At 57.0% G+C, this 25,510-nt stretch carries 16 protein-coding genes; 10 read left to right on the forward strand and 6 right to left on the reverse strand.

Annotation, left to right across the window (positions count from 1 at the left end; genetic code table 11):
- Positions 1-226: 226 nt before the first annotated feature.
- A complete protein-coding gene (locus tag BK659_RS05805; RefSeq protein ID WP_123424154.1) occupies positions 227-1,639 on the forward strand; it encodes an amino acid permease in 1,413 nt (470 codons plus the stop codon).
- A gap of 84 nt (positions 1,640-1,723) precedes the next feature.
- Here BK659_RS05805 and BK659_RS05810 read toward each other — a convergent pair whose 3' ends face one another.
- Positions 1,724-2,623 carry a LysR substrate-binding domain-containing protein gene (locus BK659_RS05810; protein WP_123424155.1) on the reverse strand — a complete coding sequence of 300 codons (900 nt, stop codon included), beginning with the start codon at positions 2,621-2,623 and terminating at the stop codon, positions 1,724-1,726.
- Between the two features lie 87 nt (positions 2,624-2,710).
- Here BK659_RS05810 and BK659_RS05815 point away from each other — a divergent pair, with 87 nt between their 5' ends.
- A complete protein-coding gene (locus BK659_RS05815; protein ID WP_123424156.1) occupies positions 2,711-3,475 on the forward strand; it encodes a sulfite exporter TauE/SafE family protein in 765 nt (254 codons plus the stop codon).
- On the opposite strand, the gene BK659_RS05820 is transcribed toward BK659_RS05815, so the two are convergent.
- The gene (locus tag BK659_RS05820; protein WP_123424157.1) at positions 3,465-3,779 is read right to left on the reverse strand and encodes a putative quinol monooxygenase; all 315 of its coding nucleotides are present in this window, start codon (positions 3,777-3,779) and stop codon (positions 3,465-3,467) included. The genes BK659_RS05815 and BK659_RS05820 overlap by 11 nt on opposite strands.
- A gap of 202 nt (positions 3,780-3,981) precedes the next feature.
- Here BK659_RS05820 and mdaB point away from each other — a divergent pair, with 202 nt between their 5' ends.
- The 8 genes from mdaB (at position 3,982) to BK659_RS05860 (ending at position 10,990) form a co-directional block, all read left to right on the forward strand.
- Complete coding sequence (gene mdaB, locus BK659_RS05825) at positions 3,982-4,572, forward strand: NADPH:quinone oxidoreductase MdaB (RefSeq protein ID WP_123424158.1); 591 nt, start codon at positions 3,982-3,984, stop codon at positions 4,570-4,572.
- Positions 4,573-4,875: 303 nt separating this feature from the next.
- Complete coding sequence (locus BK659_RS05830; protein ID WP_123424159.1) at positions 4,876-5,787, forward strand: LysR family transcriptional regulator; 912 nt, start codon at positions 4,876-4,878, stop codon at positions 5,785-5,787.
- 210 nt (positions 5,788-5,997) lie between these two features.
- The gene (locus tag BK659_RS05835; protein ID WP_123424160.1) at positions 5,998-7,347 is read left to right on the forward strand and encodes a GntT/GntP/DsdX family permease; all 1,350 of its coding nucleotides are present in this window, start codon (positions 5,998-6,000) and stop codon (positions 7,345-7,347) included.
- 16 nt (positions 7,348-7,363) lie between these two features.
- Positions 7,364-8,224 (forward strand): MurR/RpiR family transcriptional regulator, encoded by an 861-nt coding sequence (locus BK659_RS05840; RefSeq protein WP_123424161.1) that lies wholly within the window; start codon positions 7,364-7,366, stop codon positions 8,222-8,224.
- A 1-nt stretch (position 8,225) separates the two neighbouring features.
- Entirely contained in the window at positions 8,226-9,683 is a 1,458-nt protein-coding gene (locus BK659_RS05845; protein ID WP_123424162.1) for an N-acyl-D-amino-acid deacylase family protein, read from the forward strand.
- A 195-nt stretch (positions 9,684-9,878) separates the two neighbouring features.
- Positions 9,879-10,247 (forward strand): glyoxalase superfamily protein, encoded by a 369-nt coding sequence (locus BK659_RS05850; RefSeq protein ID WP_123424163.1) that lies wholly within the window; start codon positions 9,879-9,881, stop codon positions 10,245-10,247.
- A gap of 81 nt (positions 10,248-10,328) precedes the next feature.
- Entirely contained in the window at positions 10,329-10,574 is a 246-nt protein-coding gene (locus BK659_RS05855; protein ID WP_123424164.1) for a FitA-like ribbon-helix-helix domain-containing protein, read from the forward strand.
- Positions 10,571-10,990, forward strand: a complete 420-nt coding sequence (locus tag BK659_RS05860) for a type II toxin-antitoxin system VapC family toxin (protein ID WP_123424165.1) — start codon at positions 10,571-10,573, stop codon at positions 10,988-10,990. The genes BK659_RS05855 and BK659_RS05860 overlap by 4 nt, the downstream gene beginning before the upstream one ends.
- Positions 10,991-11,044: 54 nt before the next feature.
- On the opposite strand, the gene BK659_RS05865 is transcribed toward BK659_RS05860, so the two are convergent.
- Genes BK659_RS05865 through BK659_RS05880 form a run of 4 tightly spaced genes read right to left on the reverse strand, consistent with a single transcriptional unit; the run spans position 11,045 to position 25,501 of the window.
- Positions 11,045-13,867: an RHS repeat-associated core domain-containing protein gene (locus tag BK659_RS05865; RefSeq protein WP_123424166.1), complete on the reverse strand. Its 2,823-nt coding sequence runs from the start codon at positions 13,865-13,867 to the stop codon at positions 11,045-11,047.
- Positions 13,864-18,351, reverse strand: coding sequence for a SpvB/TcaC N-terminal domain-containing protein (locus tag BK659_RS05870; protein ID WP_123424167.1), 4,488 nt, complete (start codon positions 18,349-18,351; stop codon positions 13,864-13,866). The genes BK659_RS05865 and BK659_RS05870 overlap by 4 nt, the downstream gene beginning before the upstream one ends.
- Positions 18,348-22,202 carry a Tc toxin subunit A-related protein gene (locus tag BK659_RS05875; RefSeq protein ID WP_123424168.1) on the reverse strand — a complete coding sequence of 1,285 codons (3,855 nt, stop codon included), beginning with the start codon at positions 22,200-22,202 and terminating at the stop codon, positions 18,348-18,350. Before BK659_RS05875 ends, BK659_RS05870 begins: the two co-directional genes overlap by 4 nt.
- 26 nt (positions 22,203-22,228) lie before the next feature.
- Positions 22,229-25,501, reverse strand: coding sequence for a Tc toxin subunit A (locus BK659_RS05880; RefSeq protein WP_185015285.1), 3,273 nt, complete (start codon positions 25,499-25,501; stop codon positions 22,229-22,231).
- Positions 25,502-25,510: the final 9 nt, after the last annotated feature.

A 25,510-nucleotide genomic window follows, 5' to 3' on the forward strand; every position in this document is an offset into this window, starting at 1 on the left:
TATCTGTAGCAGCTGGCGAAGCCTGCGTTCGAGTACGAAGTACTCGTAAATCCTGCATACGCGGTTTGCCTGGAAGAACGCGCCGCCTGATTTTACGACCGCTCCGCGGCCGAACGCAGCCTCGCAGGCTCGACAGCTGCTACGGGAGTGCGCAATAGCGGCGCACGGCCTGTTTTTACGAACCATGTGCTCTCTTCAAAAAACACAATATTCAGAGGACAGACAAATGACCGAAGCCACCGGCTTTGAAACCATCTCCAAGCGTGAACATGGCCTCAGGCGCCAGCTCACCTCGGGGCAGATGAGCATGATCGCGATTGGCGGTGCGATAGGCACCGGCCTGTTCATGGGCAGTGCCTACGCCATCGGCTATGCCGGGCCGAGTGTGCTGCTCAGTTATGCGATTGGCGCGATCATCACGCTGCTGTTGATGGGCTGTCTGGCGGAAATGACCGTGGCCCACTCGACCTCGGGTTCGTTCGGTGCGTATGCCGAGTTCTATATCAGCCCGCTGGCCGGGTTCCTGGTGCGCTACGCCTATTGGGCGGCGATAGTGTTGGCGGTCGGCACGGAGGTGACGGCGGTGGCGATGTACATGAAGTACTGGTTCGCCAATGTGCCCGAGTGGATCTGGATCGTCTCGTTTTCGAGCATTCTGATCGTGCTCAACGCCATCAGCGTGAAGACCTTCGGCACGTTCGAATACTGGTTCTCGACCATCAAGATCGGCGCGATTGTCGGCTTCATCATCCTTGCGGTATATGTGGTGTTCGGTTCCGGTAACCCGGATTACGGCGTGCATAACTACACCAGCCATGGCGGGTTTTTCCCCAATGGTTTGCAAGGGATGTGGGTGGCGGTGATCGTGTCGATCTTCAGCTACCTGAGCGTGGAAATGATCGCGGTGGCGGCCGGTGAGGCGCAGGATCCAGAGCGCGCAGTGAAGAAAGCCTTTCGCGCGACCATCGTGCGGCTGGTGGTGTTTTACCTGCTGACCCTGGCCCTGATGTTGGCGATCGTGCCGTGGGTTCAGGCGGGTGTAGCGCAGAGTCCGTTTGTCACGGTGATGCAAACCATCGGCATTCCCGGCGCCACCGGGGTGATGAACTTCGTGATTCTGATTGCTGCATTGTCGGCGATGAACAGTCAGCTCTACATCACTACGCGGATGATGTTCAGCCTGTCCCGTGGCGGTTACGCCCCCAAGGCGATGGGCGCGTTGAGCAAAAGCGGAATCCCGCTCAATGCCTTGCTGCTGTCGAGTTCGGGCATTGCGCTGGCGACGCTGCTGAACGTGATGTACCCGGAAAGCTCCTTCACCTTGATGATGGCGATTTCGATGTTCGGCGCGATCTTCACCTGGTTCATGATCTTCCTCACGCACTACTGTTTCCGTCGTTATCACCAGCGTCACGGCGAGCGGAAACTGTCGTTTCGCATGCGTCTGTTTCCTTACACCACGCTGTTGGGGCTGGTGCTGATGGGCGCGGTGATGATCACGACTTACTTCACCGAAGCCTTCAAGATGACCCTGGTGTTTGGTGTGCCTTTTCTGCTGATCCTTTCGGTGGTCTATGGGGTGTTCTTCAGGAAAGCCAAGGCATTGGCCGGTACTCTCGACAACGTCTCGGCCCCGTAGGAGCACAGCTTGCCGGCGATGACACTTGCAAAATTGCCATCGCTGGCAGGAGCCAGATCAAAAGATCGCAGCCTGCGGCAGCTCCTACGGGGTTGTGTCGGGGGCCTTTGATAATGCTTCCAGCAGGGCTTTGGCGTAACGGGGCAGGGCGTCGAACGAGCGTGCGCACAGCAGCAGTTTTCGTTGTGCCCATGGCTCGTTCAGCGCGAGACGTTTGAACGCTTGTCCGCTGGCCCAGCGCTCGACCGCCGCCAGCGGCACAATCGCCAGCCCGGCGCCATGGGTGACCATCCGAATTGCCCCGTCGAAGCCATCGGCGCGAATGCGGATCTGCATGCGCAACCCGGCGTGCAACGCTTGTTCCTCGAGATAGATCGCCAACGCGCTGTTGGCATTCAGCCCGACGTAATCGTGAGCCAAAGTCTGGCTGAAATTCGGTGCTTCCCCTTCGGCCAACGGATGATCGCTCGGCATGATCAGCACCAGCGGATCATCGCGGAATGCTTGGGTATCGAGGTCATGGGTGTCCACCGCATCGGAAACGATACCGAGGTCGGCCGCCCCCTGACGCAAGGCATGGGTGATGCGCAGGCTTGGCAGTTCTTGCAGGTCGATGTCGAGGTTGGGGTGTTCGCACAGAAAGTCCGCCAGCAACTCGGGCAGGTATTCGCTGATTGCCGTGGTGTTGCACAGCAACCGCACCTGACCTTTGACACCTTTGGCGTATTCCGCCAGATCCTGTTGCAGGCGCTCGGCCTGTTGCAGCAATACCCGGGCGTGCTGAGCCAACGCCTTACCGGCCGGGGTAGGGCTGATGCCCCGGCGCCCACGCTCGAAAAACGCGGTGCCCAACGAGGCCTCCATCGCACGGATTCGCGCACTCGCCGCCGCCAGTGAAAGGTGGCTGCTGGCCGCGCCGGCGGTGATGTTGCCGGCGTCGAGAATGTTCAGGTAGAGCTTGAGATCGATCAGGTCGAAGTGCATGGGGGTTTCCAAGGCTCTGTCAAAACAAGAGGCAGGTTCAGTATATGGCAGATTTTCAGGGGCGTTCGAAAGGCCCAGGATAACGCCATGAATACATTGCTCGCGTTTTATCAAAACCTCGGTCTGGCCTTGTCTTTATTGGTAATTGTCACCTTTCTGATGGCCGGGATGATCAAAGGCGTGATTGGCCTCGGATTACCGACCGTAGCCATGGGTTTGTTGGGGCTGGCTATGGCACCGACGCAGGCTGCGGCGTTGCTGATCATTCCGGCGACGCTGACCAACGTCTGGCAACTGGCATTCGGTGGGCACTTGCGTCCGTTGGTCAAACGGCTGTGGCCGATGCTGTTGGCGATAGTCATCGGCACCGGCGCAGGCACGTTGTGGCTGGGAGTCGACGGCGGGCAGTGGGTGGTGCGAGGACTGGGCGCGGTGCTGTTGCTCTATGCCTTGAGCGGATTGTTGCTACCGACCTTGCGCGTTGGCAGCACCACCGAACGCTGGCTCGCCCCGCTCTGTGGCGTGCTGACCGGCATCATCACCTCGGCCACCGGGGTCTTTATGATTCCGGCGGTGCCCTATCTGCAAGCGTTGGGGTTGAACAAGGATCAACTGGTGCAGGCGCTCGGCCTGTCATTCACCGCGTCGACCCTGGCGCTGGCCGCCGGCCTGATGTGGCGCGGAGCGCTGGGCGGCGGCGAGTTGAGTGCGTCGCTGCTGGCGCTGATCCCGGCGCTGCTTGGCATGCTGCTGGGGCAATGGTTGCGAGAGCGGATCAGCGCCGTGCTGTTCAAGCGAGTGTTCTTCGTTGGCGTTGGATTGCTCGGCGGTCATCTGCTGATCAGCGGCTAGCTGAAGACCGGCTGAGCATGTCGATGCGACGGATATCGAAGTCGCGCTCCAGGTAATCCATGCGGTTCTCGAAAAACTGCTGCATGTGCGGCAGGTTCGAGTGCACGTCCAGGTGAGCCCGGGATTGCCAGATCTCGTAGAAGATAAACAGCGTCGGGTCCTGCTGGTCGCGCAGCATGTGGTATTCGATGCACCCAGGTTCGGCGCGGCTGGGTTCGACGTAAGCGCGGAACAGCACCTCGAAGGCCTCGGCTTGTTCCGGGCGGGTTTTGGCGTGCAGGATGAAACCGTGTTGTTCGTTCATGTAGAACTCCTCAAGTCAGGGTTGAGGAAACTATATGGCAACAATCTGCTGGTGATTCGTGCGTTTTGGTCAAATGTATTTTGCCGACTTCGGGCTTATTCAGTGGGGGACTCATCGATAACCTGCCGCCATCAACTTTAAAACTTCTCGATCCCGCGACTTACTCCATAGCGCGGCGCATCGGACCTTGATGAGGCTTCCCATGAAAAAAGTTCTATTGCTCAACGGTGGCAAGAAATTCGCCCACTCCGACGGTCGCTACAACGCCACCCTGCATGAAGCCGCACTGAGCGTGCTGGATCGTGGCGGTGTCGACGTGAAAGTGACCCACATCGACGAGGGCTATGACATCGCCGAAGAAGTCGCCAAGTACCTCTGGGCCGACGTGATCGTTTACCAGATGCCAGGCTGGTGGATGGGCGCGCCCTGGACCGTGAAAAAGTACATCGACGAAGTCTTCACCGAAGGCCACGGTAGCCTCTACGCCAGCGACGGCCGGACCCGTTCCGATGCTTCGCAAAAATACGGCAGCGGCGGTCTGTTGCAGGGCAAACAGTACATGTTGTCGCTGACCTGGAACGCACCGCAGCAAGCCTTCGATGATCCGACCGACTTCTTCGAAGCCAAGGGCGTGGACGCGGTGTACTTCCCGTTCCACAAGGCCAATACCTTCCTCGGCATGAGCGGCCTGCCGACCTTCCTGTGTGTCGACGTGATGAAGCGGCCGAACGTTGAAGCCGACATCGTGCGCTACGAGCAGCACCTCAAGCAGGTGTTCAACTTGCCGGCGTAACCTGCGTGATGCCCCGCATCCGGCTACTATCGAACACCTGAGCAGCAGCGCATTTTTACCTGTGGCGAGGGGGCTTGCCCTGATACCAGTCAGTTAAGTGAACACAAGGTTCGAAACAGCAAAAATCGAATGTGGGAGCGAGCTTGCTCGCGATGGCGGTGTAACAGTAAACATTGGTGCCGAATGTAGAACCGTCATCGCGAGCAAGCTCGCTCCCACAGGTTGTGCGTCTTAACTGAAGCCCTCTCGCCACAAGCAATGCCTGACTCCTGCCATCAGGTGCATTCGATAGGAAGGACATACGTGAAAGCCAGATCCGATGAGTTGCAGATTTTCGTCTGCGTGATCGAGTGCGGTTCGATTTCTGCGGCGGCCGAACAGGTTGGGCAAACGCCCTCGGCGGTCAGCCGCACGCTGTCGCGTCTGGAGGCCAAGCTCGACACCACGTTGATCAATCGCACCACGCGGCGTATGGACCTGACCGAAGAGGGCAAGTACTTCTTCGAACAGGCCAAGCGGATTCTCGACCAGATGGACGAGCTCGAAGAGCGCCTGTCCTCGCGCCACAAAACACCGTCCGGACGGTTGCGGATCAACGCGGCGTCGCCGTTCATGCTGCACGCCATCGTGCCGTATATCGATGAGTTCCGCCGTCTGTACCCGGACATCCAGCTGGAGCTCAACAGCAACGACCTGATCATCGACCTGCTGGAGCAAAGCACCGACATCGCGATCCGCATCGGGCCGTTGGCGGATTCGACCCTGCACGCGCGCTCGCTGGGATGCAGCCCGCTGCACATCCTCGCCAGCCCCGCGTATCTGGAAAAACACGGCACGCCAACGACTGTTGCTGAGCTGGCCGACCACTCGTTGCTGGGCTTCACCCAGACCGAAAGCCTCAACCACTGGCCGCTGCGCCATGTACATGGCGACCGCTGGCAGATTCAGCCGAGCATCAGCGCCTCCAGCGGTGAAACCCTGCGTCATCTGGCGCTGGAGGGACAGGGCATTGCTTGCCTGTCGCACTTCATGACCATCGATGACGTCAAGGCCGGACGGCTGAAGTTGCTGCTGGCGCAGGCCAACAGCGGTTATCGCCAGCCGATCAATGCGGTGTACTACCGCAACTCACAACTGGCCTTGCGCATTCAGTGCTTCCTGGATTTCATCCAGGGCAAGTTGGCCGGCTACGCGAACGAGGTGTTCGAAGGCTGATGCTTGCCATCGCGAACACAGGTTAGTGCTGCCCCTCTGGTTCATGAAAATACTCACTCCCCATTTTCATTAATCGCGACACGGCATATCCGTAAGCGACATTTCGTGTCTCTGTACGAAAATTACTTTCATCCGGTTTGAAAGCTACTCCTCGAAATGATTTATGAGTTTCACAACACAACGACGTGACCCTTTTTCGAGGAGTACCGCATGGCACCGTCCTTCGGCTATTGGCTGCTGGTTTATGCCGCTATCGCGATCATTGCGCTGATCGTTCTGATCGCCCGTTACCGACTCAATCCATTCATTGTCATTACGATGGTTTCCATTGGTCTGGCGTTACTCGCCGGAATGCCGCCGTCAGGTGTGGTGGGCGCGTATGAAGCGGGAGTCGGCAAGACCCTGGGGCACATTGCGCTGGTGGTGGCGCTGGGCACGATGCTCGGCAAGATGATGGCCGAGTCCGGTGGCGCCGAGCAGATGGCGCGCACGCTGATCGAGCGCTTCGGTGAGAAAAACGCGCACTGGGCGATGGTCTGCATTGCCTTTCTGGTAGGCCTGCCGCTGTTCTTCGAAGTCGGTTTTGTGTTGCTGGTGCCGATTGCCTTTACCGTGGCGCGGCGGGTTGGCGTGTCGATTCTGATGGTCGGTTTGCCGATGGTTGCCGGGCTCTCGGTGGTGCATGCGCTGGTGCCGCCGCATCCGGCGGCGATGCTTGCGGTGCAGGCTTATCAGGCCTCGGTGGGGCAGACGTTGCTCTACGCAATTCTGATCGGCATTCCGACCGCGATCATTGCCGGGCCCCTCTACGCCAAGTTCATCGTGCCGCGCATTCAGTTACCGGCGGAAAACCCGTTGGAACGGCAATTCATCGACCGTGAACCACGGGACCGCTTACCGGGTTTCGGCATCACCATGGCGACGATTCTGCTGCCGGTGGTGCTGATGCTGATTGGCGGCTGGGCCAACCTGATCTCCACGCCGGGTAGCGGGTTCAACCAGTTCCTGCTATTCATCGGCAACTCGGTGATCGCCCTGTTGCTGGCGACCTTGCTGAGCTTCTGGACCCTCGGTCTGGCCCAGGGTTTCAACCGCGAATCGATCCTCAAGTTCACCAACGAATGCCTGGCACCGACCGCCAGCATCACCTTGCTGGTGGGCGCCGGCGGTGGCTTGAACCGGATTTTGGTAGACGCTGGTGTGACTGACCAGGTCGTCGGCCTGGCTCATGAATTTCAGCTGTCGCCGTTGTTGATGGGCTGGCTGTTCGCGGCACTGATGCGGATCGCTACAGGTTCCGCGACCGTGGCCATGACCACTGCTTCAGGCGTGGTGGCGCCTGTGGCCATTGGTCTGGGATATCCCCATCCGGAGTTGTTGGTGCTGGCGACGGGGGCTGGCTCGGTTATCTTTTCTCACGTCAACGACGGCGGCTTCTGGTTGATCAAGGAGTACTTCAATATGACCGTTGCCCAGACCTTCAAGACCTGGACGGTGCTTGAGACCTTGATCTCGCTGGTCGCGTTCGGCCTGACGCTGGGTCTTTCCTATGTGCTTTGAACAGCAGGTGCGGTAAATGGACATCCTCTACCAGATTCGCGCGCGTCAGGATTCCTTCAGCGCCGGCGAAGGGCGGATTGCCCGGTTGCTACTCGACGATGTGGGGTTTGCCGCGTCGGCGAGCCTCGACGAACTGGCGCTGCGAGCCGAAGTCAGCAGCGCGACGCTCTCGCGGTTCGCCCGCAGCGTTGGCTGCCGTGACCTGCGCGATTTACGCCTGCAACTGGCCCAGGCCAGTGGTGTTGGCAGCCGTTTTCTCGACCCGGCCCGGACGCCTGAGCAGTCGGCGTTTTATCGGCAGATCGTTGGCGATATCGAGTCGACGCTGCGTCAGCACTTGTCAGGTTTCGATGAGTCGCGTTTCGCCGACGCGGTGAAGTTGCTGGGCAAGGCGCGGATGATTCATGCGTTCGGCATGGGCGGTTGCTCGACACTTTGTAGCGATGAACTGCAAGTGCGACTGGTGCGCCTCGGCTACCCGATTGCCACCTGCCATGACCCGGTGATGATGCGCGTGACCGCCGCGTCGCTGGGCGCAGAGCACGCGTTGATTGCCTGTTCGCTGACTGGCATCACCCCGGAATTGCTGGAGGCTGTCGAGTTGGCGCGCAGCTACGGCACACGCATTCTGGCGATCACCTTGGCCGACTCGCCGCTGGCGCAATTGGCCGATGTGCTGCTGCCGCTGCAAAGCGCCGAAACCTCGTTCATCTACAAACCGACGGCGGCGCGTTACGGCATGCTGCTGGCGATCGACGTGCTCGCCACCGAGCTGGCGCTGGCTCAACCTGAAGACAATCAAGAACGTCTGCGGCGGATCAAACTCGCCCTCGACGACTACCGTGGCGGCGATGATCATCTGCCGCTGGGAGACTGACATGCATTACCACACGCTGATCCGCAACGCCTTGATCATCGACGGCAGCAACACCCCTGGTTATCCCGCCGACGTGGCGATTATGAACGGGCGTATCGAGCGTATCGGTGACTTGCAGGATGCCAGCGCCGATGAGGAAATCGACGCGACCGGGAGAGTGCTCGCGCCAGGTTTTATCGATGTGCACACCCACGACGATACGGTGGTGATCCGCCAGCCGCAGATGCTGCCAAAACTCAGCCAGGGTGTGACCACGGTGATCGTCGGCAACTGCGGGATCAGCGCCTCGCCGGTGAGTTTGCGCGGCGATCCGCCGGACCCGATGAACCTGCTCGGCACGTCCGCAGCCTTTGTCTATCCGCGTTTCAGCGATTACCGCGCGGCGGTCGAAGCGTCCAACCCGACGTTGAACGTGGCGGCACTGGTCGGCCACACGGCGCTGCGCAGTAACCATCTGGACGACCTGTTTCGCACCGCCACACCGAGCGAAATTGCGGCGATGCGCGAGCAACTGCGTGAGAGCCTGGAGGCCGGTGCGTTGGGCTTGTCCACAGGGTTGGCCTACGCCAGCGCGTTCTCGGCGTCCACCGACGAAGTCATGCAACTGACTGAAGAGCTGACGGCCTTCGGCGCGGTCTACACCACCCATTTGCGCAGCGAGTTCGAACCGGTGCTGGAGGCCATGGCCGAGGCATTCCAGATCGCTCGCCACGCGAAAAGTCCGGTGATCATTTCCCATCTCAAATGCGCTGGCGCCGGTAACTGGGGGCGCAGTCCGCAGCTATTGGCGTCCCTCGAACACGCGGCGAAAACCCACCCGGTAGGCTGCGATTGTTATCCCTATGCGGCGAGTTCCTCGACCCTGGACCTCAAGCAGGTGACCGACGCGTTTCGCATCACCATCACCTGGTCAACGCCACACCCTGAAGTGGGCGGCCGCGACCTGTTGGACATCGCCGCCGAGTGGGGCGTGCCGCTATTGGACGTGGCTCGTCGTCTACAACCGGCCGGGGCGGTGTATTACGGCATGGACGAGGCGGATGTGCGGCGGATTCTGGCCCACCCGTTATCGATGATCGGTTCCGACGGCTTGCCGGAAGACCCGTTCCCGCATCCGCGTTTGTGGGGCGCGTTTCCACGGGTACTGGGGCACTTCAGTCGGGATCTCGGATTGTTCCCGTTGCACACGGCGGTGCACAAAATGACCGGGCTTTCCGCAGCGCGTTTCGGTCTGAAAGAGCGCGGTGAAATACGCGAAGGGCATTGGGCGGATCTGGTGCTGTTCGATCCATTGCGCGTGCGCGACGTGGCCGACTTCAATGATCCGCAACGGGCGGCAGAGGGGATTGATGGGGTGTGGGTCAATGGGGTCTTGAGCTACTGCGAAGGCAGGGCGAACGACAGCAGGGCCGGGCGTTTTCTGGCGCGGGAAGGGGATTTGCGTACAGGTTTTCATTGATGGTTGACGATCAAAAGATCGCAGCCTGCGGCAGCTCCTACGCCGAACGCATTCTCCTGTAGGAGCTGCCGCAGGCTGCGATCTTTTGATCCACGTCTCATAGTGGCACTGTGAGATTAAAGAAAGCCATTACCAAGCCGAAGCGCTGTCATGCAACCCACCTATAGTGGGGCCTTTCCGTTTGGGAGTAGTGCAATGAGCTTCGGTAAAACCACCCCGATCCTGCGGATCTTCGATGAAGCCAAGGCGCTGGAGTTCTACATCGACTTTCTCGGTTTCACGCTCGACTGGCAGCACTGTTTCGAGGCGAACTTCCCGATTTATATGCAAGTGTCACGGGGTGAATGTGTGCTGCACCTGTCCGAGCACCACGGCGACGCTACGCCGGGGTCGGCACTGCGTATCGAGACCGATGAGCTGGAAGCATTCCAGCAGCAATTGCTGGCCAAGGAATATCGCTTCGCTCATCCACAGATTCAGGCCATGCCCTGGGGCAGCCAGGACATGACCATCAGTGATCCGTTCGGTAATCAGTTGGTGTTTACCAATGCGATCAGCGCTTGATCCGTTCGGCAGCTCTGCGGTATTTGGTGGAGCAAGGTGTGTTAGCCTCAATCAATGATTTCATTGATTGCAGGAGGCATCATGGCCAGCATCACGATTCGAAACCTTGACGATCAGATTAAAGAACAACTGCGAATAGCCGCCGCCCACAATGGGCATTCGATGGAGGAAGAGGCTCGCCTGATTCTGGGAAGAGCATTGGCCACTGTTGATCGGGCAGGAGGGCTTGGTAGCCGGATCCGCAGCAGGTTCAGCGCAAGCGGTGGGGTTGAGCTCGATTTGCCTTCACGCCAAGAGAAAGCGACAGCGGTGGATTTCTCCGAATGATAGTGCTCGATACCAATGTTCTTTCGGAGTTCATGCGGGTCGAGCCTGATATACACGTGTTGGTCTGGGTCGACGCACAACCGGCGATGGATCTGGCAATCACTGCGGTTACCGTGGCAGAAATTCTCCATGGTATTGCCCGGCTCCCGTTCGGCAAGCGCAAACAGAAACTTGAAGCGCATGCGATGGCGATGTTCGAAGAAGACTTCGCCGGAAGAATATTGCCGTTTGATGCCCATGCCGCCGTCGAGTACGCGACGCTGGTGGCGGGCTGCGAAGCAAACGGTCGAGCGGCGTCGATGGCCGATGCACAGATTGCCGCCATTTGCCGAACCCACGGTGCCCTGATTGCTACTCGCAATGTTCGGGACTTTGAGTTTCCCGGGGTTGAGGCGATCAATCCGTGGGAGGCCTGAACGGATTGATCGCCTTCGCTGGTTTGACCCGCTGTCGAGTTTTAGGGGGAAAGGTTATCGGCCAAGTGATTTGTTGTGTTCGTTAAGCCTGAACAGTAGTTCCCTTCCGTGTTGTATCGTGGCACGGGTTTTGGTGATCTCGTGTTGTATTTCTGTGCGGCGTAATGTGTTGGAATTTGCATTGCCTACATTATTAGTCATCAGGTCTCGGGCTAGATTTAGATGTCCTTTCACACCGTTGGCATAAAACTCCTCTACGCCCAACGTATCAAAAGCAGCATTGATGGCGTTGGAGTCGTTCTCCAGATATTCATCGAGCTCAAGCAGTTTGTTGTTCAAACGTTCGATTTTCTGTGCCGGTATGCCGTTCAAGGCTTTGGTTGCCTGGGTGGAGGCTTCGAAGTTTGAAGTCCATGCGCCGCGAACCCCTCCTACGAATGCCATAAACATATTGGTGGTGGCTGTTGATAGGTTTTTTTGTCCTGTTTTGTTGAATGGACTAACGTTTTTTTTTAATTTTTTTAATTGCGCTATTGGTTTGTCAGGAGTGGTTCTTGCGCTTTTTTCTATACCCTTGGGGGTCAACTCAGTAACTTGTGGGTATATCGAGGCGGCTAGATGTCGAGTTGCATCAAATTTGCCTGCGATGTAATCAATAGTCAATGAGGTAGCTGTTGCTGCAGCCGCTGCTCCGAGCATGCTAGGTGCTGCTGCTAAACCGACGACCAGAGAGGTCGCGTTCTTGACTGCATTGTAGGCGTAGTGTTGAAAGAGTCTTTTGACTATGCCTTTTTTATCAAGGCTGTTGTAGATTTGGTAGTTTAATGTATCTACTCGGTTGTGCACTTCGGCCAAAATACCCGGGTAGGTCGCTATTTCTTCCTTGATGTTGAATTCTTCTTTGTTGTTGCCGTGTTGATCGGTGTAGCGCAGCGGATTATTCCCGACCATGCAATACAGATTCAACCCGTCAACCGCGCCTGCCGGGTCGGGACTGATCCAGCGCTGCAACCACGGCGCGTAATACCGGTGCCCGTAGTAATAAAGGCCACTGGCATCGCGCTCCTTGCCGGAATATCGAATGGTTCGGTAATCGGCTTCCACCGCCGAACGAGAAGCCGTCCACGCCGTTCCGCCATAAGGGAAATAACTTTCCTGGCTGATCAACCAGGCCTGGTCGTCGAGTTCCAGCGAGCTGGAACCCAGATGGTCGTCAAGGCTATAGCGCAGTTGACCTGCTGCCGGGATGCCCGACGGCTGTCCTTCAGTCCAGTGCAGGTAGCGAACGCTGCAGCGGCCGGCTTGCACGGTGATGACTTCCAGGCGTTCGTTAGTGCGGGTACGGATTTCGAGACCCGGCAGGTAGCGGACTTCCCGGGTGTGGGTCACCGACGCTGCATAGGTTGTTTGTATCTTGCGTACGCGTTGACCGCTGCTGTCGTAGCAATAGCGCTCAATGTCATCGCGACCCTCTTCACGCTGGACCAGCATCACACTGCCGAGTTGATTGCGGGCGTTCCATCCCAGAGCCTGGCCCGGTTGCAGCGCCTGCTGGTTACCGTTGGCATCGAAGTTTGCTGCAATGTCAGGCGTTGAGTCGCCCTTGTTCCAGGACAGGAGGAGATTGCTTGCGGCGGTAACGTTCAGAGTCCGGGTGTAGTTGTTGCGATCACGAACATGGCGCAGTTCGGTCAGGTTGCCGCCGGCGTCGTAGTCGTAGTGCTGGGTAAAGTTGAACAGTTGCCGGGCATCAATGGGTGTCCTGCCGAGAGCGGGAAGGTGTGGCTGGGGGTCAGCTCCGCCTGCTTCCCGTCCGGTTGCGCTGATCAGTTGGTAGAGGCTGTCGTAGGTAAACGTGCTGACGGCTTCGACCTTTTGGTTGCTGCCAAATTGCACAGGCTGGGCCTTGTCCTCAATTTGCGTCACATTGCCCACCGCGTCATAGGTGTAATGCAGAGCCTGTAACGTACTGGTGGAAACGGACGCGGTGAGCGAGGTCAATCGACCGCTGGCCGGATCGAACACGGCGCGGCTGATAACGTTGTTGCCGGCCGTCTGGGATTCCACCTGGCCGAAGGCGTTGTAGGCGAGGTCCTTCACGATGGTTTTTTCGATCGCGACGTCTTTTATTTTCAGGCCCACGGCCTTGAGCAGGCCGGCGACATCAAACGAAAAGCGCTGTTGGTGTTGACCGGCATCGACTTGCCGGATGACTTCTCCCGTGGCGTCGTAGTGCCAGCTCGTTGTGTGACCGTCACCCGCTTCCCGTAATACATCCCGGTTCGTTTCATCCTCCGGCCAGTCTGGCTGTTCAGCGCTCAAGAGGAAGTGCCGTGTCTGGCTCAAGGGCTTGGCGCAGAGTGCGTACTCACTGATGAGTAGAGTACCGGCGCTGTCATCGTGGCGAATCAATGCGCCACACCGATTGAGTGCAGCGGAATCTGACGAGCTGTCACCGTAGCTGAAACGTTCGACAATGCGTGAGGGATGTCCTGGTGACTCTTCCTGGATGGCTATCGGCCGCAGTTGATTATCGAAGGTCGTTTGCCAGTGACTGCCACGCTGATCCCAGTTGCGCAGCGTCTGGCCGGCATCCCCAGGCAGATTCAGACGCCACCCGGCGTCGACGCTGTCCACCAGCAGCGGCTTGCCGGACAAGCTGTAGACGGTCGTCAGATTGGCTTTTGATGTTTCGGCAAACAGTCGTGGGTCCCACTGCGCAATCAGGTGCCCGGCAGTGTTGTAGTACTGATGGGAAATACGTGCTTGGGGGGCGGCCTCTGCGCTGCGCCGCCAATAAGCGATTTGTCGAACGGGCAGGCCTCGGCTGTCGATCACATTGATCGTCGGCGTCTTGCGATGCAGTTGTGCGCTCATGCGTCACCCCCGCCAGTGGAGGCCTTATTGAGGGTGATTTCCTCGAGTGTATCGTTCTCGTCTTCGTCCAGGGTGTACCAGGGATGACGGGTATGCCGTCGCATATAGGAAACACCGCCTTGCATGGCGAGGCGTGTGTGGGTAGGGCGACCCAATGGATCGTAAAACTGCAGATCGCAGTGACCGAACTGCCGTAAAGACACATCGTTGATGTAGCGGTGCTGATCGGCGAAGTAGGGGCGGTATGTCCGGATCGCCAATCCCTTGTTGTTGTATTCGACCCGTTCACTGACGCGCCAGCGCTGCGCGGCGATCTGTTCCTGCGGTGTTGTGCCGTTGAGCGTCAGCTCTCCCTTGTTGTTGACGACATAGGCTGTGCCTGACTCGACCTTGTGTTTATGTTGTAGCGTCCGGCCGAAGCCGTCGCAGCAGGTGACAGCGATGCGGATTTGCCTCTGGTCGTCATCGGGATAACGATCGGCGACCAGTGCGGCAATATGCACCGGTTCACGGACCGAGGTATCGAGTTCGGTTTTCAGTTTCGTTTCATCGGCCGAGAGGGTCTCAAGGTCTGCCAGGCGACTGCGGGCCGAAGCGCAGATGTGTCCGCTCGGCAGCAAGTCACTGTTGGCCACGCAGCGTGTCAGCCAGCCGGTGTCCTTCAAGGCTGTATCCGAGATGCGGCCCATCCAGCTGAATGGTGCGTAATAGATGGCAGTGGCGGCGTCTTGCAGAGCTTCTTTGTCCTGTTTGATCGCGTCTGCCGGGCTTTTGAATAGCGGCCGTTTGTACTCACCTATAGGTTTGAAACCGACGAGCTTGTCGCTCTTGTAGCCGTAAAAGCTGGTGGCCAGCACCTGGCCGAAAGCATCAACGAGGCCTTCTTGTACGTTGCCATTGGGATCGGTAACGCTCAGGGGTAGGAGTGAGCGGTAGTCATAGATGGCCTTGGTGACGCAGCCATCGGGCAATTTGAACTCGGTGATGAAGCAGTGGTAGTTGTCGTAGCTGACCTCGGTCGGATCAAGGCTTTTGCTCGTCTGTAAGGTCTGTGGCCGGTAAAAGCCTTCCAGCAGGGCATAGGTCACGAAGCCGCTTTTGACGGACCAGAGTTTTTTGGGGGACGTGGACACCGGGAGAAAATCGGTCATGCGGTGATAGTCACTTCGTTCGAGCAGCCTTCCCTTGGGGCGAGAGTCTTGTGGCAATACGCTGAAGGCTTTCAGGGCTGTTTCGTCCAGCTCGGCTGTTTCCAGGTGGTCAGTCAGGGCTTCGAAGTGGGCGACACCATCCGGCAGGGTTTCTGCGGTGGTGTTCTTGTAGCGTTGCACGGACAGGCCAGTCAGGACGCGCTGGGTCGTCCAGGCCGTTCCCTTGATGAGCGTGATGAGTTTTTCGTAAGTCATGACCTTTGTGAGCAGCCCCAAGGCTTCGGGTGCTTTGGGAAGCCTCAACGCGTTGGTGCGCTGACGGTAAGGCAGACCCAGCCGCCATCCTTGGGCGTTATCGAGATGAATGAACTCGGCAAGGGTTTCGTTCAGGTAGTAGAACTGCTGCGCCGGATCGTGAGCGTCGCGCCACCATTGTTGTTGGTCGGCATCGCTGAACGGCGGGGTATCGCTGCCGGTTTTGCGTCGGGCGTAATGGACGCTCACGCCATGCGTCAGTGCACCGTAGGTGTCGTACTGCAGATTGAAGGTGTGCTGGCATTGCGGGTCATCAATAATGCCTTCGTATTGGTAACTGATGGACTCCAGTAGCAGTGGCAACATTCGGGCGTAGCGCTGGTTGTCCCTTGGCGCTTGCAGCAGGCGTACCCGGTAGCGGTTTTCCTGAACCGAATACAGCGTTCGGGTTTTCAGACGCTTATCGAGACCGAAGAGTTCGGTACGTAGTAAATGACCGCTGAGGGCACGGGTCATTTCAAGGGCGGTCGCCACGTTTGGCGGAGTGATGAGTGAGTCGCTTTTGGTGTCGGGTGAGTAGCGGAACAACAACGCGTTGCCCAGCGGTACGGCTTGCCTGTCAGCAGGGTGATAACCGCTACGTGACGCATCGACTGTTTGCCCGGTATGGAACCAGCTCTTTTTCAGACACGGCGCTGTGAAACCTTGCGAGTCGACATCGCCGGGGTTGGTTTCACTGTCGGTTTGCAGTAACAGACCAAAGCCACGAAACTCCCGTTCGATACCGTCGTAATAGCCTTGGCGATAGGAAAAGCTCTGGGTCAGTCGGTTACCGGTAATCTCGTCGAGTTGGGCCTGTTTCTCGACCAGATGCAGGGCAAAGGGCACATGACAGGTGAGGGGCTTGCCGGCTTTGACTTTCTCTGCTTTTTCATCCAGCCACTCTTGTGCCGAACTGCGGTAGTGGATTCTGCCTGCCGCGCCCATGTTGTTATTGGTCCCCGTGAGTAAGTACGGTTTTTCACTGACGAAGTCATAGCGCCAATGCTTGGGGGCCATATGCGGCACGCTGAGTATCAGGCTGGAGCAGCCAAGCCCTTGCAGGTCGGCGATACTCACCTGGCAGAAGCGCTCATAGCGCACCCCTTGCGGCCAGGGCAGGGCAACTGAAGTGCTGAAACCGTTGCCGCTGCGGTTCATGAAGATCTGTGCCTGCTCCGCTTCCAGATAGATCAGGTCGGCGGCGCCGGAGCCGTCCAGATCCGCGAGGCGGATACGCGAGGCGTCGAATGTCTCGTACGCAAGGTTCAGCGAGCCCAGTACGATACCTTTACCGAAACGTCCGCGTCCCAGGTTTGGCCAGCACTTCACTTCATTGTGGCGAATGCGCACCAGGTGCTGTTGGCCACTGCCCAGGATATCGCTGAAAGCCACCAGTTCGGTGGGCGAAGACGTGAGCGCGGGAAGGGCGTCTTCGTCCTCTTTACGAGGCACTTCGCGCGCGGCACCAAAGCCCTGTTCTCGTTGATTGGCGTATAGACGAACGCTGCGCGGGCCGATCAGCGTCAGGTCGCTTAGCCCTTCGCCCATCAGGTCGGCCAACTGCCCTTGTGGATGGAAAAACTCTGTAGGGAACGCATTGAACGTGGCGAAATCCGACCAGTTGCGGTCGGGGCCGAGAGAGAAGAAACCACTTAGCCCTGGCTGTGCGATGACCCAGTCCAGTCGCCCGTCACCCGTGAGGTCGCCCAGTGAATGGTGCACTGGCTTTGTCGTGTCGGCGGTAGGGATACTCGGCAATGCGCGCCACTGATCGTAAGCCACTTCAGTGCTTTTGGCTTTGGCGCGTATGGGCTCGCGGTAATACCAGGCGTTTTCACTGGAATAGAGCACCCCCGGCAGCCCTTCACCGTACAGGTCTATCAGTTGATAACCCTGACCGTCGTTGAGACCGGGCATATTCTGAAACGGCTGCCAGGTGTGGGTATCAGGGGGGAGATTGAACTCGCTGTAGCTGAATTCAACGGGCGGATGATTATCGGCAGTTGTCCGGTTGCTATACGCCTGATCATGGGCCGCGCTCAGATGGTAATAACCCAGAGGCGCCTGACGGTAATCGAGCAGCAGGCGTCGCACCAGAACGGGGTCGGCGCCTAGCTCATCGGGAAAACGGTGAAACATCAGAACCTGGCGGCACAGGCGTTCCGTGCGTAGTTCAAAGCCATAGGCGAAACTGGAAAACCCGTCGCTACGGCGTTGCCACTGTTGCCCGGTGTACGCCGGTTTCTGTTCGTACCCCGTATTTCGTTCGCCGTAGTCGAACACCAACTCAAAGTGCCATTGCGCAGGTTCCAGTCGGTCTGATTGCCACAGGTAGAGGTGAGGATCGGCTTTGAAATTGCCATAGCTCACACGGCTCAAATAGCGCTGGGCTGTGGCACCATCTGCTGTGTACTGATAGAGGATGTGCTCGCCGTGGGCGTTAAGACTCTCCTCCAGTAGCCATTCGCCGACATGCGTTGAATTCTGTGGATCGACGCGACGCGATGCCAGGCTCTTTCCGTACAGGTGAAGGCTGCCCTCGGTGCCGTGCACCAGCCAGAAACCCGGTTTGTCGCTTTCTGAGGACCAATGTTCAATTCGTTCGAAGGTGCTTTCGACTCTGGGGAAGTGGCGTACTACGGTGTAGACCGTACTCAGTTTCAGATCGTTGTAATCGCGGGTGGGAGTTCGAACGATGGCGCCTTTCGAATCGCGTTCGGGCACCCACACAACCCCGCTGGGGCCGACGATCTCGTCATCTTCGGTATAGGCCGGAACACCTTTGCTGGTGCGTCGACTGACGGTGGCTAATGCGATTCCCCAGCCGATACCGAAGACGCCATTGCCGACCGAACTGCCATAGTTCAGCGACAACGACGGAGCGAAGCCACGGCCCTGTGAAAGGGGTAACGCAAGCTCATACGAAGCGGCTCCGTGTGAGCCGATAACGCCCATTCCTTTGCCAATGCTTTGAATAGCCCCGCCACCTTTAGGCAGCGACGGCGCGCTAACCGGCAATGCGCTTTGTTCACTCATTGTGAACCTCCGCCTGCCCTGGCCGTGTAGCTCACGTGCACGATGATGTCGGTCAGTGATTCCAGCATAGGTTTCTGGGCTTCATGGTTCGGGAAGGTCAGACGCCATTTGGAGATGGCGCCGGTGTATTCGAAGGGCAGGTAGCGTTCATCGTTGAAGTTCAGGGTGAACAGACCGTTGTCGTCGATTCCGGTAGAAAGGGCGATTTGCTGATTGGCGCGCAGGCTCTCCTTGAACAGCGTCCCCTCACTGGCGGACATGACCACCTTGCTATAGGTCTGGGTGAGCATTGCACGGATATTTTCATAGGGGCCGAGAATGGCCGGCAAGGAGACGCTGATGGTTTTGATGCGCCGCAGGTAATGCTTCTGATCTTTATAGTCGTCTTCGAACAACTCGTGGTTCAGCTCGAACTCGTAGCTTCCTTTCAGCAGGTCGGTTTGAATGTCCGTCCACTCTTTGTTGATCGTGCTGGTTTTGGTTTTGGCCTTGAGCTGTCGCAGTGATACGGTTTTGCGAATTTCCAGTTCGCGCTCGTTACCCAAAAGGTAGGCATTCTTCATCTTCAGCAAGCCCAGCTTCATCGACTCCCCAGGACCAAGCCCGCGATAAGTACTGTTCCAGGTCTGAGGTTGGAGGAACGGCTGTATGGAGTCGTCGGCCACCTCGTAGCGCCAGCACAGCTCGGTAAACTGGCACAGTGACAAGGCCGCGTCATACACCTGAAAATAGAAACCGGACAGCTGGCCAGTGAACCACTGGTACAGCTGCGAGTTGGTAAAACGCTTGCTGAGGAAGTCGTAGGTTGCTCTGGCTTGTATCAGTGACGTTTGAGTTTGTCGTAACAGCAGCTGGGAGGCGGTTTCCCGTTCGGCTTCAAGCGCCAGTTGTGCATCGAGTTGTGCGATTTCGAGCCTTGCCAGATCGCGAGCTAGCGTCCACTCCTGATGACGACGACGGTATTGCGCGGCGCGTTCGAGGGCTTCGCCAGCACCATGGGCCGCTGCCGCTAAGCCCTGAGCCCCGGCCATGACTGCAAAGGGCACCCCCTCGACGCGATGACCGCCGTCTGCCAGGCCAAAAATGTTGGGAATGACTTTCAGGCTGTGGCCGGCCACTTGGGCTGCGTAGGCGGAGGCTTCTGCGATACGACCTGTGAGGTGCGATGCGGCGGCCGCAACCTCTTCCGGGTTGACCACCTCATTGACCAACTGACCGTAGTAATCCATGCGTCCTTCGACAATGGCTTTACTGGCGAGCAAGGCTTCCTTGTTTTTTTGGTCGATCTTCAACGCCTGGGTTTGCAGGTCTACGGCAATATTCGCCAGATCCCAGATGTGTTGCTGTTGAATTTCCTGATAGCTGGTCTGCTCGGTGCGCTCGATGAATGACAACAGAGTGGCGCCGAATTGAATCACCGTGTCCACGGCGTTCATGGCCTGGGCATGCATGGCATTGAAACGGTAAGGCGGAATCTCCGACCCCAGGCGTTGGTAGACTCCGGGTTCAGCAGCACGTTGAGGATTTGATCTGAGCAGGTCACCTGGTGTTGCGGGTGCAGCAAAAAGAGGGCGTCTCAATGGTTTGCCGACAATGTCGAGATTGTGTCTGAGGTTGTGCAGGCGACTTTCCAGCTTTTCCCAGCGAGAGATCAGCGTTGGATTGAATGGCAAGCGCAAATGGGGTGTGTCAATCGCATGCACCGAAGGAGGGGACGCATAAGGACGCACACACAGTTGAGGTGCCAGTGTGGAGGCGCTTGTTACCGGTTTGTGTTTACCCTCTTTACCCAGATTGTTTTCAAAGTCGCGCAGTGTCGAGTTGGTCTCGTCACTGAATGTTTGCAGTGTGACGGTGCTCCATAGATCGGTTTGTCTGAGATCCGGGCGCGGACCCAGCAGGTCTAGAGCCCGGATGTACCGAAGTTTGGCTTCCGCCAGTCCGTCGGGGGACAACGTGCGGTACGCCGCATCGCCACGATTGAGCAGAATATCGATGTAAAGCATGTACAAGGCTTTACGAAAGTGCACCGGATGGCTAAGGGCAATCTGATGCGGGTCTTGTGGGCCCTGGATGGCGTAGCTGGTTTGACCTGGTGTTGGAGTCGTGGTGCTGATCAACGGCACGGCATTCCAATAGTCAGGGTTGCTAGTAGCGACGCGTTTACGGCCGGGGTTGAACAGGTAATGCAACCAGCGCTCGGCTTCGCTGTATTGGCGTTCCAGATTAAAGCGGTGTGCTACCAGCCATGGAAGGTACAGGAACAACTCTACAAAGTAGCGGCCATAGGCGCCGTAGAAGTCCATGCTCTCAGGCGTACCGCTTTCTTCAAAAGAAGGCTCTTGCAGGTGCTGAGAATCCCAGCTCAGTAGCTTGTCGATACTCGTTTCGGCATGTTCGATCAGATGCTTGGCGAAGGTGATGTTCATTCGAATGGAGCGGCGTTCCTGGTCCGTTTTTCCGTCGCTTTTTTCGATTGATGAGCCTGAGAAATCAATAAATTCTGTAGTGCCTAAAAAATTATCCTTGCGGTAGTTAAATCTGGGCGCTTTCAGTTTGGTACTTTCGGCTAATGGTCGGCTGAACTGGAGCGTTCTTTTATTACTCTCATTCCACGCCTTGGCCGTCGTAATCGAAATGGTCCCATGAAGCAACTCATGGAGTACCGCAGTGGCAAGCTTTTCGATGCCAGACGGTTCGGGTGTTGGTGTGATAATAGAATCTTTGTCGATGGATGCCGATCTCGAAAATAGCGGCGCCAATGGTGTCGATGCCGTGGGGGACTTCAGATCGTCAACGTAGAGGGCGATGAACAGTGACTTGGCGTTCTGATCATGGACTGCAATGGTGTGTGTGTTCAGCTTGAGATCGTTCAGCCCCCAACTGTGAAACGAATCGTGCGAACCGTAATCCTGCAGGCAAGTCTGCGGCGTGCTCCAGCTGTCGTCGTATTTTTTGTAGCACAGGTTCAAACGAAAGAGAGGGTTGGTTTTGGCGGTGTCGTTGTCTTTTTTGGTGACAGCTGCCTTGTCCTGAAAGATGCATTCGGCCCAGACCACATACAGGCGATTGTTGAACATGACGGGACGGATGGTGTGTTCGATGGCGCTTTCGGAAATCGGCAGGTTGGCGCGTTTCCAGTCCGACCACGCCTGTGGCTCTGGTGCATCGTATTTGGGGGGGGCAGTGTTGGCCTCTGAAGGGGCGTCCCCCGTATGGGGGCGCTGAGGCATGTCCAGCGAGCGCCAATAGTAAGTATTCGTGGCGCGGGATCTGGCGATGAAGTAATAGGTGCTGTTGGCGAAATCGTTTCCGTCGATGTAACCATTGAGTATGGTCAGGTTAGCAACTTCTTCGAGCCTGGTCAGATAGGCCAGTACCGCCGTCTGAACGGACTCGGAGGTGAGTTGGTTCTGGTTGATGTCGTTTTCCAGTTGCTGAAAACTGTCGGTCCTGGTTTGGCGAAGGGTCGGGTCCAGATAGACCGCAGGAAAATAATGCAGTTGCTGGTTGGCCGCCCAGGTTGGATAGTGATGCATCACGGTACGCCAGGTCTCGATCTGGTCGGCCGGGAGACTCGCGGTGTGATACCCGGGCTCCATGTTGGCCAGAATGCTGTTGATGTATTGCTGCAGGCTGGCAATGGCGCAAGCTACCGGGCTGGTGGGTACGTCCTGGCTAACCAGCACATCGAGTAGCCAGTAGTGGTAGAGGTCATTGGCTGTTTTGAGATGCTCGACGATCCCCAGGGGCTTCAACGTCTTGTCATCAGGCATGATCGCTGACAGATAAAGTGCGAGCTGAGCATCACGCAGACTTTCGTTGAGTTGCTTTTCAATAGTGGCAGACATGTTCATTCCTTGAGCATGTAACGGGATCAATGACTGGCGGCCATGACGGCTTCACCGACTTTCTTCCAGGTGCCGGGCGGGCTTGTGTTGTTCAGGGTCGTGGCGCTGAGGAGTGACGCGGCAGACAGCCCGGTGGCCTTGCAGGTCGCGTGGCAGCGCATGACCCAATCCACGTCCTTCATTGTTCGGGCTTGTTGATCCGCTAACTTCGCAGTCAGAACACTGACTTCAACCGCTGTCCAGCTCAGTAGTTTGGCCAGGAAACTGTTGGTTGCCGTTGTGGTAGCGCCCGAATTGGCGAGGCGTAGATAGCTCAGAAGGCTTTCTTCCGGGTGCTGATGGCGGGTCATGCAATGGTTGAAACGATCGAGCAGGTACAAGCTGCTCAGTGTCAGTTTCAACTGTGTGCCCGGTGTTTCCAGCCAGTCGGGATGGCTCAGGAACAAGCGCAGGGCGCTGTTGCTCAGATGCAACTGAACGGCCGCTTCGGCGTGACGCAGGACAGGGTGCAGTGCTGTGGGGAGTTGGGTTAGATGATTATTGCCCAGCGCATCAGTCAGGATCTTGTAGGTCGAGATGTTTGCCCATGACAGTACCCCTTTTGCGCAGTTCATGGGGAGCTGAGAGGTTTCCTGCAAGAATTTTTCGATCAGGTGCAGTTGTCGATCGTGGGCAAGCAGCAGCAGGTCTTTGAGTTTCTTCTTGCAGTCGTCTTTGAGCACGCTGTTCAGTGTCAGCGGGTCGATGATGCTATTCAGCGCAGAGGCCAGGGTTTGTGGCACATCGTCTTCGATTCCGGGTGCGAAGTTTTTCACCAGGCCTCTGTTATCAAGTAGCTTTACAGCCAGTAGCTCGTTCCATTTGACGTTTTTCGGAAGCGACAGCTTTGCTAGTTCTTGTGGGGTGACTGCGCACTGGCGGGTATCGCTGTTCAGCTTGGTAAGGTGCTGCTGCAAACCTTGAAACGAATGATCATCACTGCCCATGGGTTCCAGGAGGCGTTGCAGCGTGGGAATGTCGAAGACGGATTCACTGAGCCAGTTTGTGATCCAGTCCATTTGCATTAGTACATCGAGCAGATCAAGCGTTTCTACGCCGGGAGTGGGGGAGGTGTCCTGGCTCAGCGTGACATTGGTGTAGGTGCGAGTTCGGGCAGGGTTTTCGGGTGGCTTAGCTTCTAGAATTACAAACGGAGCTTCATGGCGTATTAGTGCCTCGAGATCACCGGACAGTGTTATTTGAGAGCCCATTAGAGAGGTCTTTAGGTTAGCGAGAACGATCGGGATCAGGTCGATTTTGATTTTCAGGACGTCGCCGGTCCTGGTCTCGGGGGAACGGACGGTAATCTCATTAGCAGTATTTTTATTGGCGAACCATGAAGTATTGAGCTCCAGCGTTGAACCTGACAGCAGCTGGAGAGGATTATCGGGATCGTTTTTCTCGGGTAAATGAAAGCGCGCGACCAACGTTAACCAAAGGTCATCCTCACGGGCTTCTATTCGGAGTGTGCGGATGTCTGAGTTGTTTGCTGTTGCCAAGCATTTAGAGATGCGTTCACCCCCCAGCAAGTTTGCCAGCACCGCGCTGTCGGCGATCGAAATACCGAACATTCGGGCAATCCGCGCTTGTCGGTAGATGGATGACAGCGTATGTAGATCACACTTCAGCGGGCCACGGTATTGCTTCGTGTTCTTGACGATCAGTAATAGCGAGTCCTCGGTCATGGGCAGGCCAAGGCTGGCACTCAAGTGCTGGAGGATGGTATGCGAGGCCGGGTCTGAGTCGTCAGCAGAAAATGATCGACCATCGAGTACCAGTGGCGTATCGAACAATCGGGCAGGATTGAATACCTGGTCGAATAAGGCGGGGGCATTGCCGGTGGCATAGGGGGATACTCGATAAAGTAAAGCAGCGAACTCTTCGGCGTTGATCGAGTAGCGACGGTTAAAGTAGCGATAAACACCAACAGTGCGCACTGTATGAGTGTCGAATTGCATGAGTGTGTTGCGCGGCACGTGTGATTGAAACGCGCCGATGATCAGGGTGTCCAACTCGGCGAAAGGGATATCGAGCCAGCGTTGCAAGCGGATCATCCGTTGCAGGCGTACGAGTCGCTGGTCTGTCGCGTTGTCTATTTCCTTAACCCCCTCATTTTTGATGATTGTCATGCTGTTGGCAGTGGTGGTGCCGACTGAGAAAGGGCCGTTTATATAACGAGCGCCATGCGGACTGGGCACTGAAACGGTCACTGGATAATTGCTGGATTGGCGTGGGGTGTTTTTGCCTTGCGAGAGCAGTGCTTCAAGTTGCTCTGCTTTCAGCTCGGTGCACTTCAGAAAAGTGTCGACTTGTTTCAGGCTGGACAGCTGATCAGTGCCATAGGTATTTTTCCAATAGTTTGTGGTCAGGGTTTGTTTTGTTGAGTCTTCTGTCAGCAATGCCTGCTGCTGTGGACCTAGCCCGGACATCAGCTGTTGTGCGTCGCCAGGGGGGGACGTCAGTACCTGGCCATACAGCATGTTGACTGTCTGTGTGATGGGAAGATTCGTCGAGATGAGGTAGTTCAATTCTCCCAGCGATGTTTTTTTTTCGTTGAGGCCCAACAGGCACTGATGGTGGAAAATCTCATAGGGAAGGGCAAAGGGATAGCGTCGTTGCGCCAGTACCGTGTACGTCGACTTGTCCTTGTCAGTGGTGCTCTTCAGCGCCTCCTGAATACTCTTGTTCAGGATGTCATTGACAATCTGGAGCATGGGTTGTGGGGTAAAGGTGCTTTGCTGATCAATTGATAGCGTCGCGAGATCCGGTCTTCGCTTTTCCAGAAGGATTCGGTTGGAGAATTCAGCGTTTGATTGAGAGGCACTGGTTTCCAGTTGCTTGGCAAACAGGTACAGGGCTCGGAGGTAGGCAGCAGGCGAGTCGACGGCTGCGATCGAATCGATTTTGCAGGAATCGTCCCAGTTTTCCTTGAACAGGTTGGTGTAGGTGGGGCCTTGTTTTTCGACTGCACGAATGCCTGAGGGGTGCCAATGGTGTTGTGCTGTTCCGGATGAGAGTTGCTGCTCTCGATACAGATGGCTTATCTGGGCGGCGAAACATTTTGCGTTGTCGTAGAGCTGCCCGATGTCGATCTTCTCGGTGCGGCTTTTGAGCTTCTCCTTGAGGCTGGCTTCGGTGAGTCGGGTGATATCGAAAACCGATGTGAACTTCAGTGTTTCCTCGAAGAATTTTTGTAGTTCCAAATTATTGGTGGAGGCGCTGCTCTTGATAAGTGCCTGGAGTAATGGATAGCCGTCCATGCCGATGAG

The organism is Pseudomonas brassicacearum, from assembly GCF_003732225.1.
GTDB lineage: Bacteria > Pseudomonadota > Gammaproteobacteria > Pseudomonadales > Pseudomonadaceae > Aquipseudomonas > Aquipseudomonas brassicacearum_E.

What these genes read in the sequence shown, in the direction of transcription:
- BK659_RS05805 (WP_123424154.1), top strand. Translation starts at nt 227, where the DNA reads ATGACCGAAGCCACCGGCTTTGAAACCATCTCCAAGCGTGAACATGGC.
- BK659_RS05810 (WP_123424155.1), bottom strand. Translation starts at nt 2,623, where the DNA reads ATGCACTTCGACCTGATCGATCTCAAGCTCTACCTGAACATTCTCGAC.
- BK659_RS05815 (WP_123424156.1), top strand. Translation starts at nt 2,711, where the DNA reads ATGAATACATTGCTCGCGTTTTATCAAAACCTCGGTCTGGCCTTGTCT.
- BK659_RS05820 (WP_123424157.1), bottom strand. Translation starts at nt 3,779, where the DNA reads ATGAACGAACAACACGGTTTCATCCTGCACGCCAAAACCCGCCCGGAA.
- mdaB (WP_123424158.1), top strand. Translation starts at nt 3,982, where the DNA reads ATGAAAAAAGTTCTATTGCTCAACGGTGGCAAGAAATTCGCCCACTCC.
- BK659_RS05835 (WP_123424160.1), top strand. Translation starts at nt 5,998, where the DNA reads ATGGCACCGTCCTTCGGCTATTGGCTGCTGGTTTATGCCGCTATCGCG.
- BK659_RS05840 (WP_123424161.1), top strand. Translation starts at nt 7,364, where the DNA reads ATGGACATCCTCTACCAGATTCGCGCGCGTCAGGATTCCTTCAGCGCC.
- BK659_RS05845 (WP_123424162.1), top strand. Translation starts at nt 8,226, where the DNA reads ATGCATTACCACACGCTGATCCGCAACGCCTTGATCATCGACGGCAGC.
- BK659_RS05850 (WP_123424163.1), top strand. Translation starts at nt 9,879, where the DNA reads ATGAGCTTCGGTAAAACCACCCCGATCCTGCGGATCTTCGATGAAGCC.
- BK659_RS05855 (WP_123424164.1), top strand. Translation starts at nt 10,329, where the DNA reads ATGGCCAGCATCACGATTCGAAACCTTGACGATCAGATTAAAGAACAA.
- BK659_RS05860 (WP_123424165.1), top strand. Translation starts at nt 10,571, where the DNA reads ATGATAGTGCTCGATACCAATGTTCTTTCGGAGTTCATGCGGGTCGAG.
- BK659_RS05865 (WP_123424166.1), bottom strand. Translation starts at nt 13,867, where the DNA reads ATGAGCGCACAACTGCATCGCAAGACGCCGACGATCAATGTGATCGAC.
- BK659_RS05870 (WP_123424167.1), bottom strand. Translation starts at nt 18,351, where the DNA reads ATGAGTGAACAAAGCGCATTGCCGGTTAGCGCGCCGTCGCTGCCTAAA.
- BK659_RS05875 (WP_123424168.1), bottom strand. Translation starts at nt 22,202, where the DNA reads ATGTCTGCCACTATTGAAAAGCAACTCAACGAAAGTCTGCGTGATGCT.
- BK659_RS05880 (WP_185015285.1), bottom strand. Translation starts at nt 25,501, where the DNA reads ATGGACGGCTATCCATTACTCCAGGCACTTATCAAGAGCAGCGCCTCC.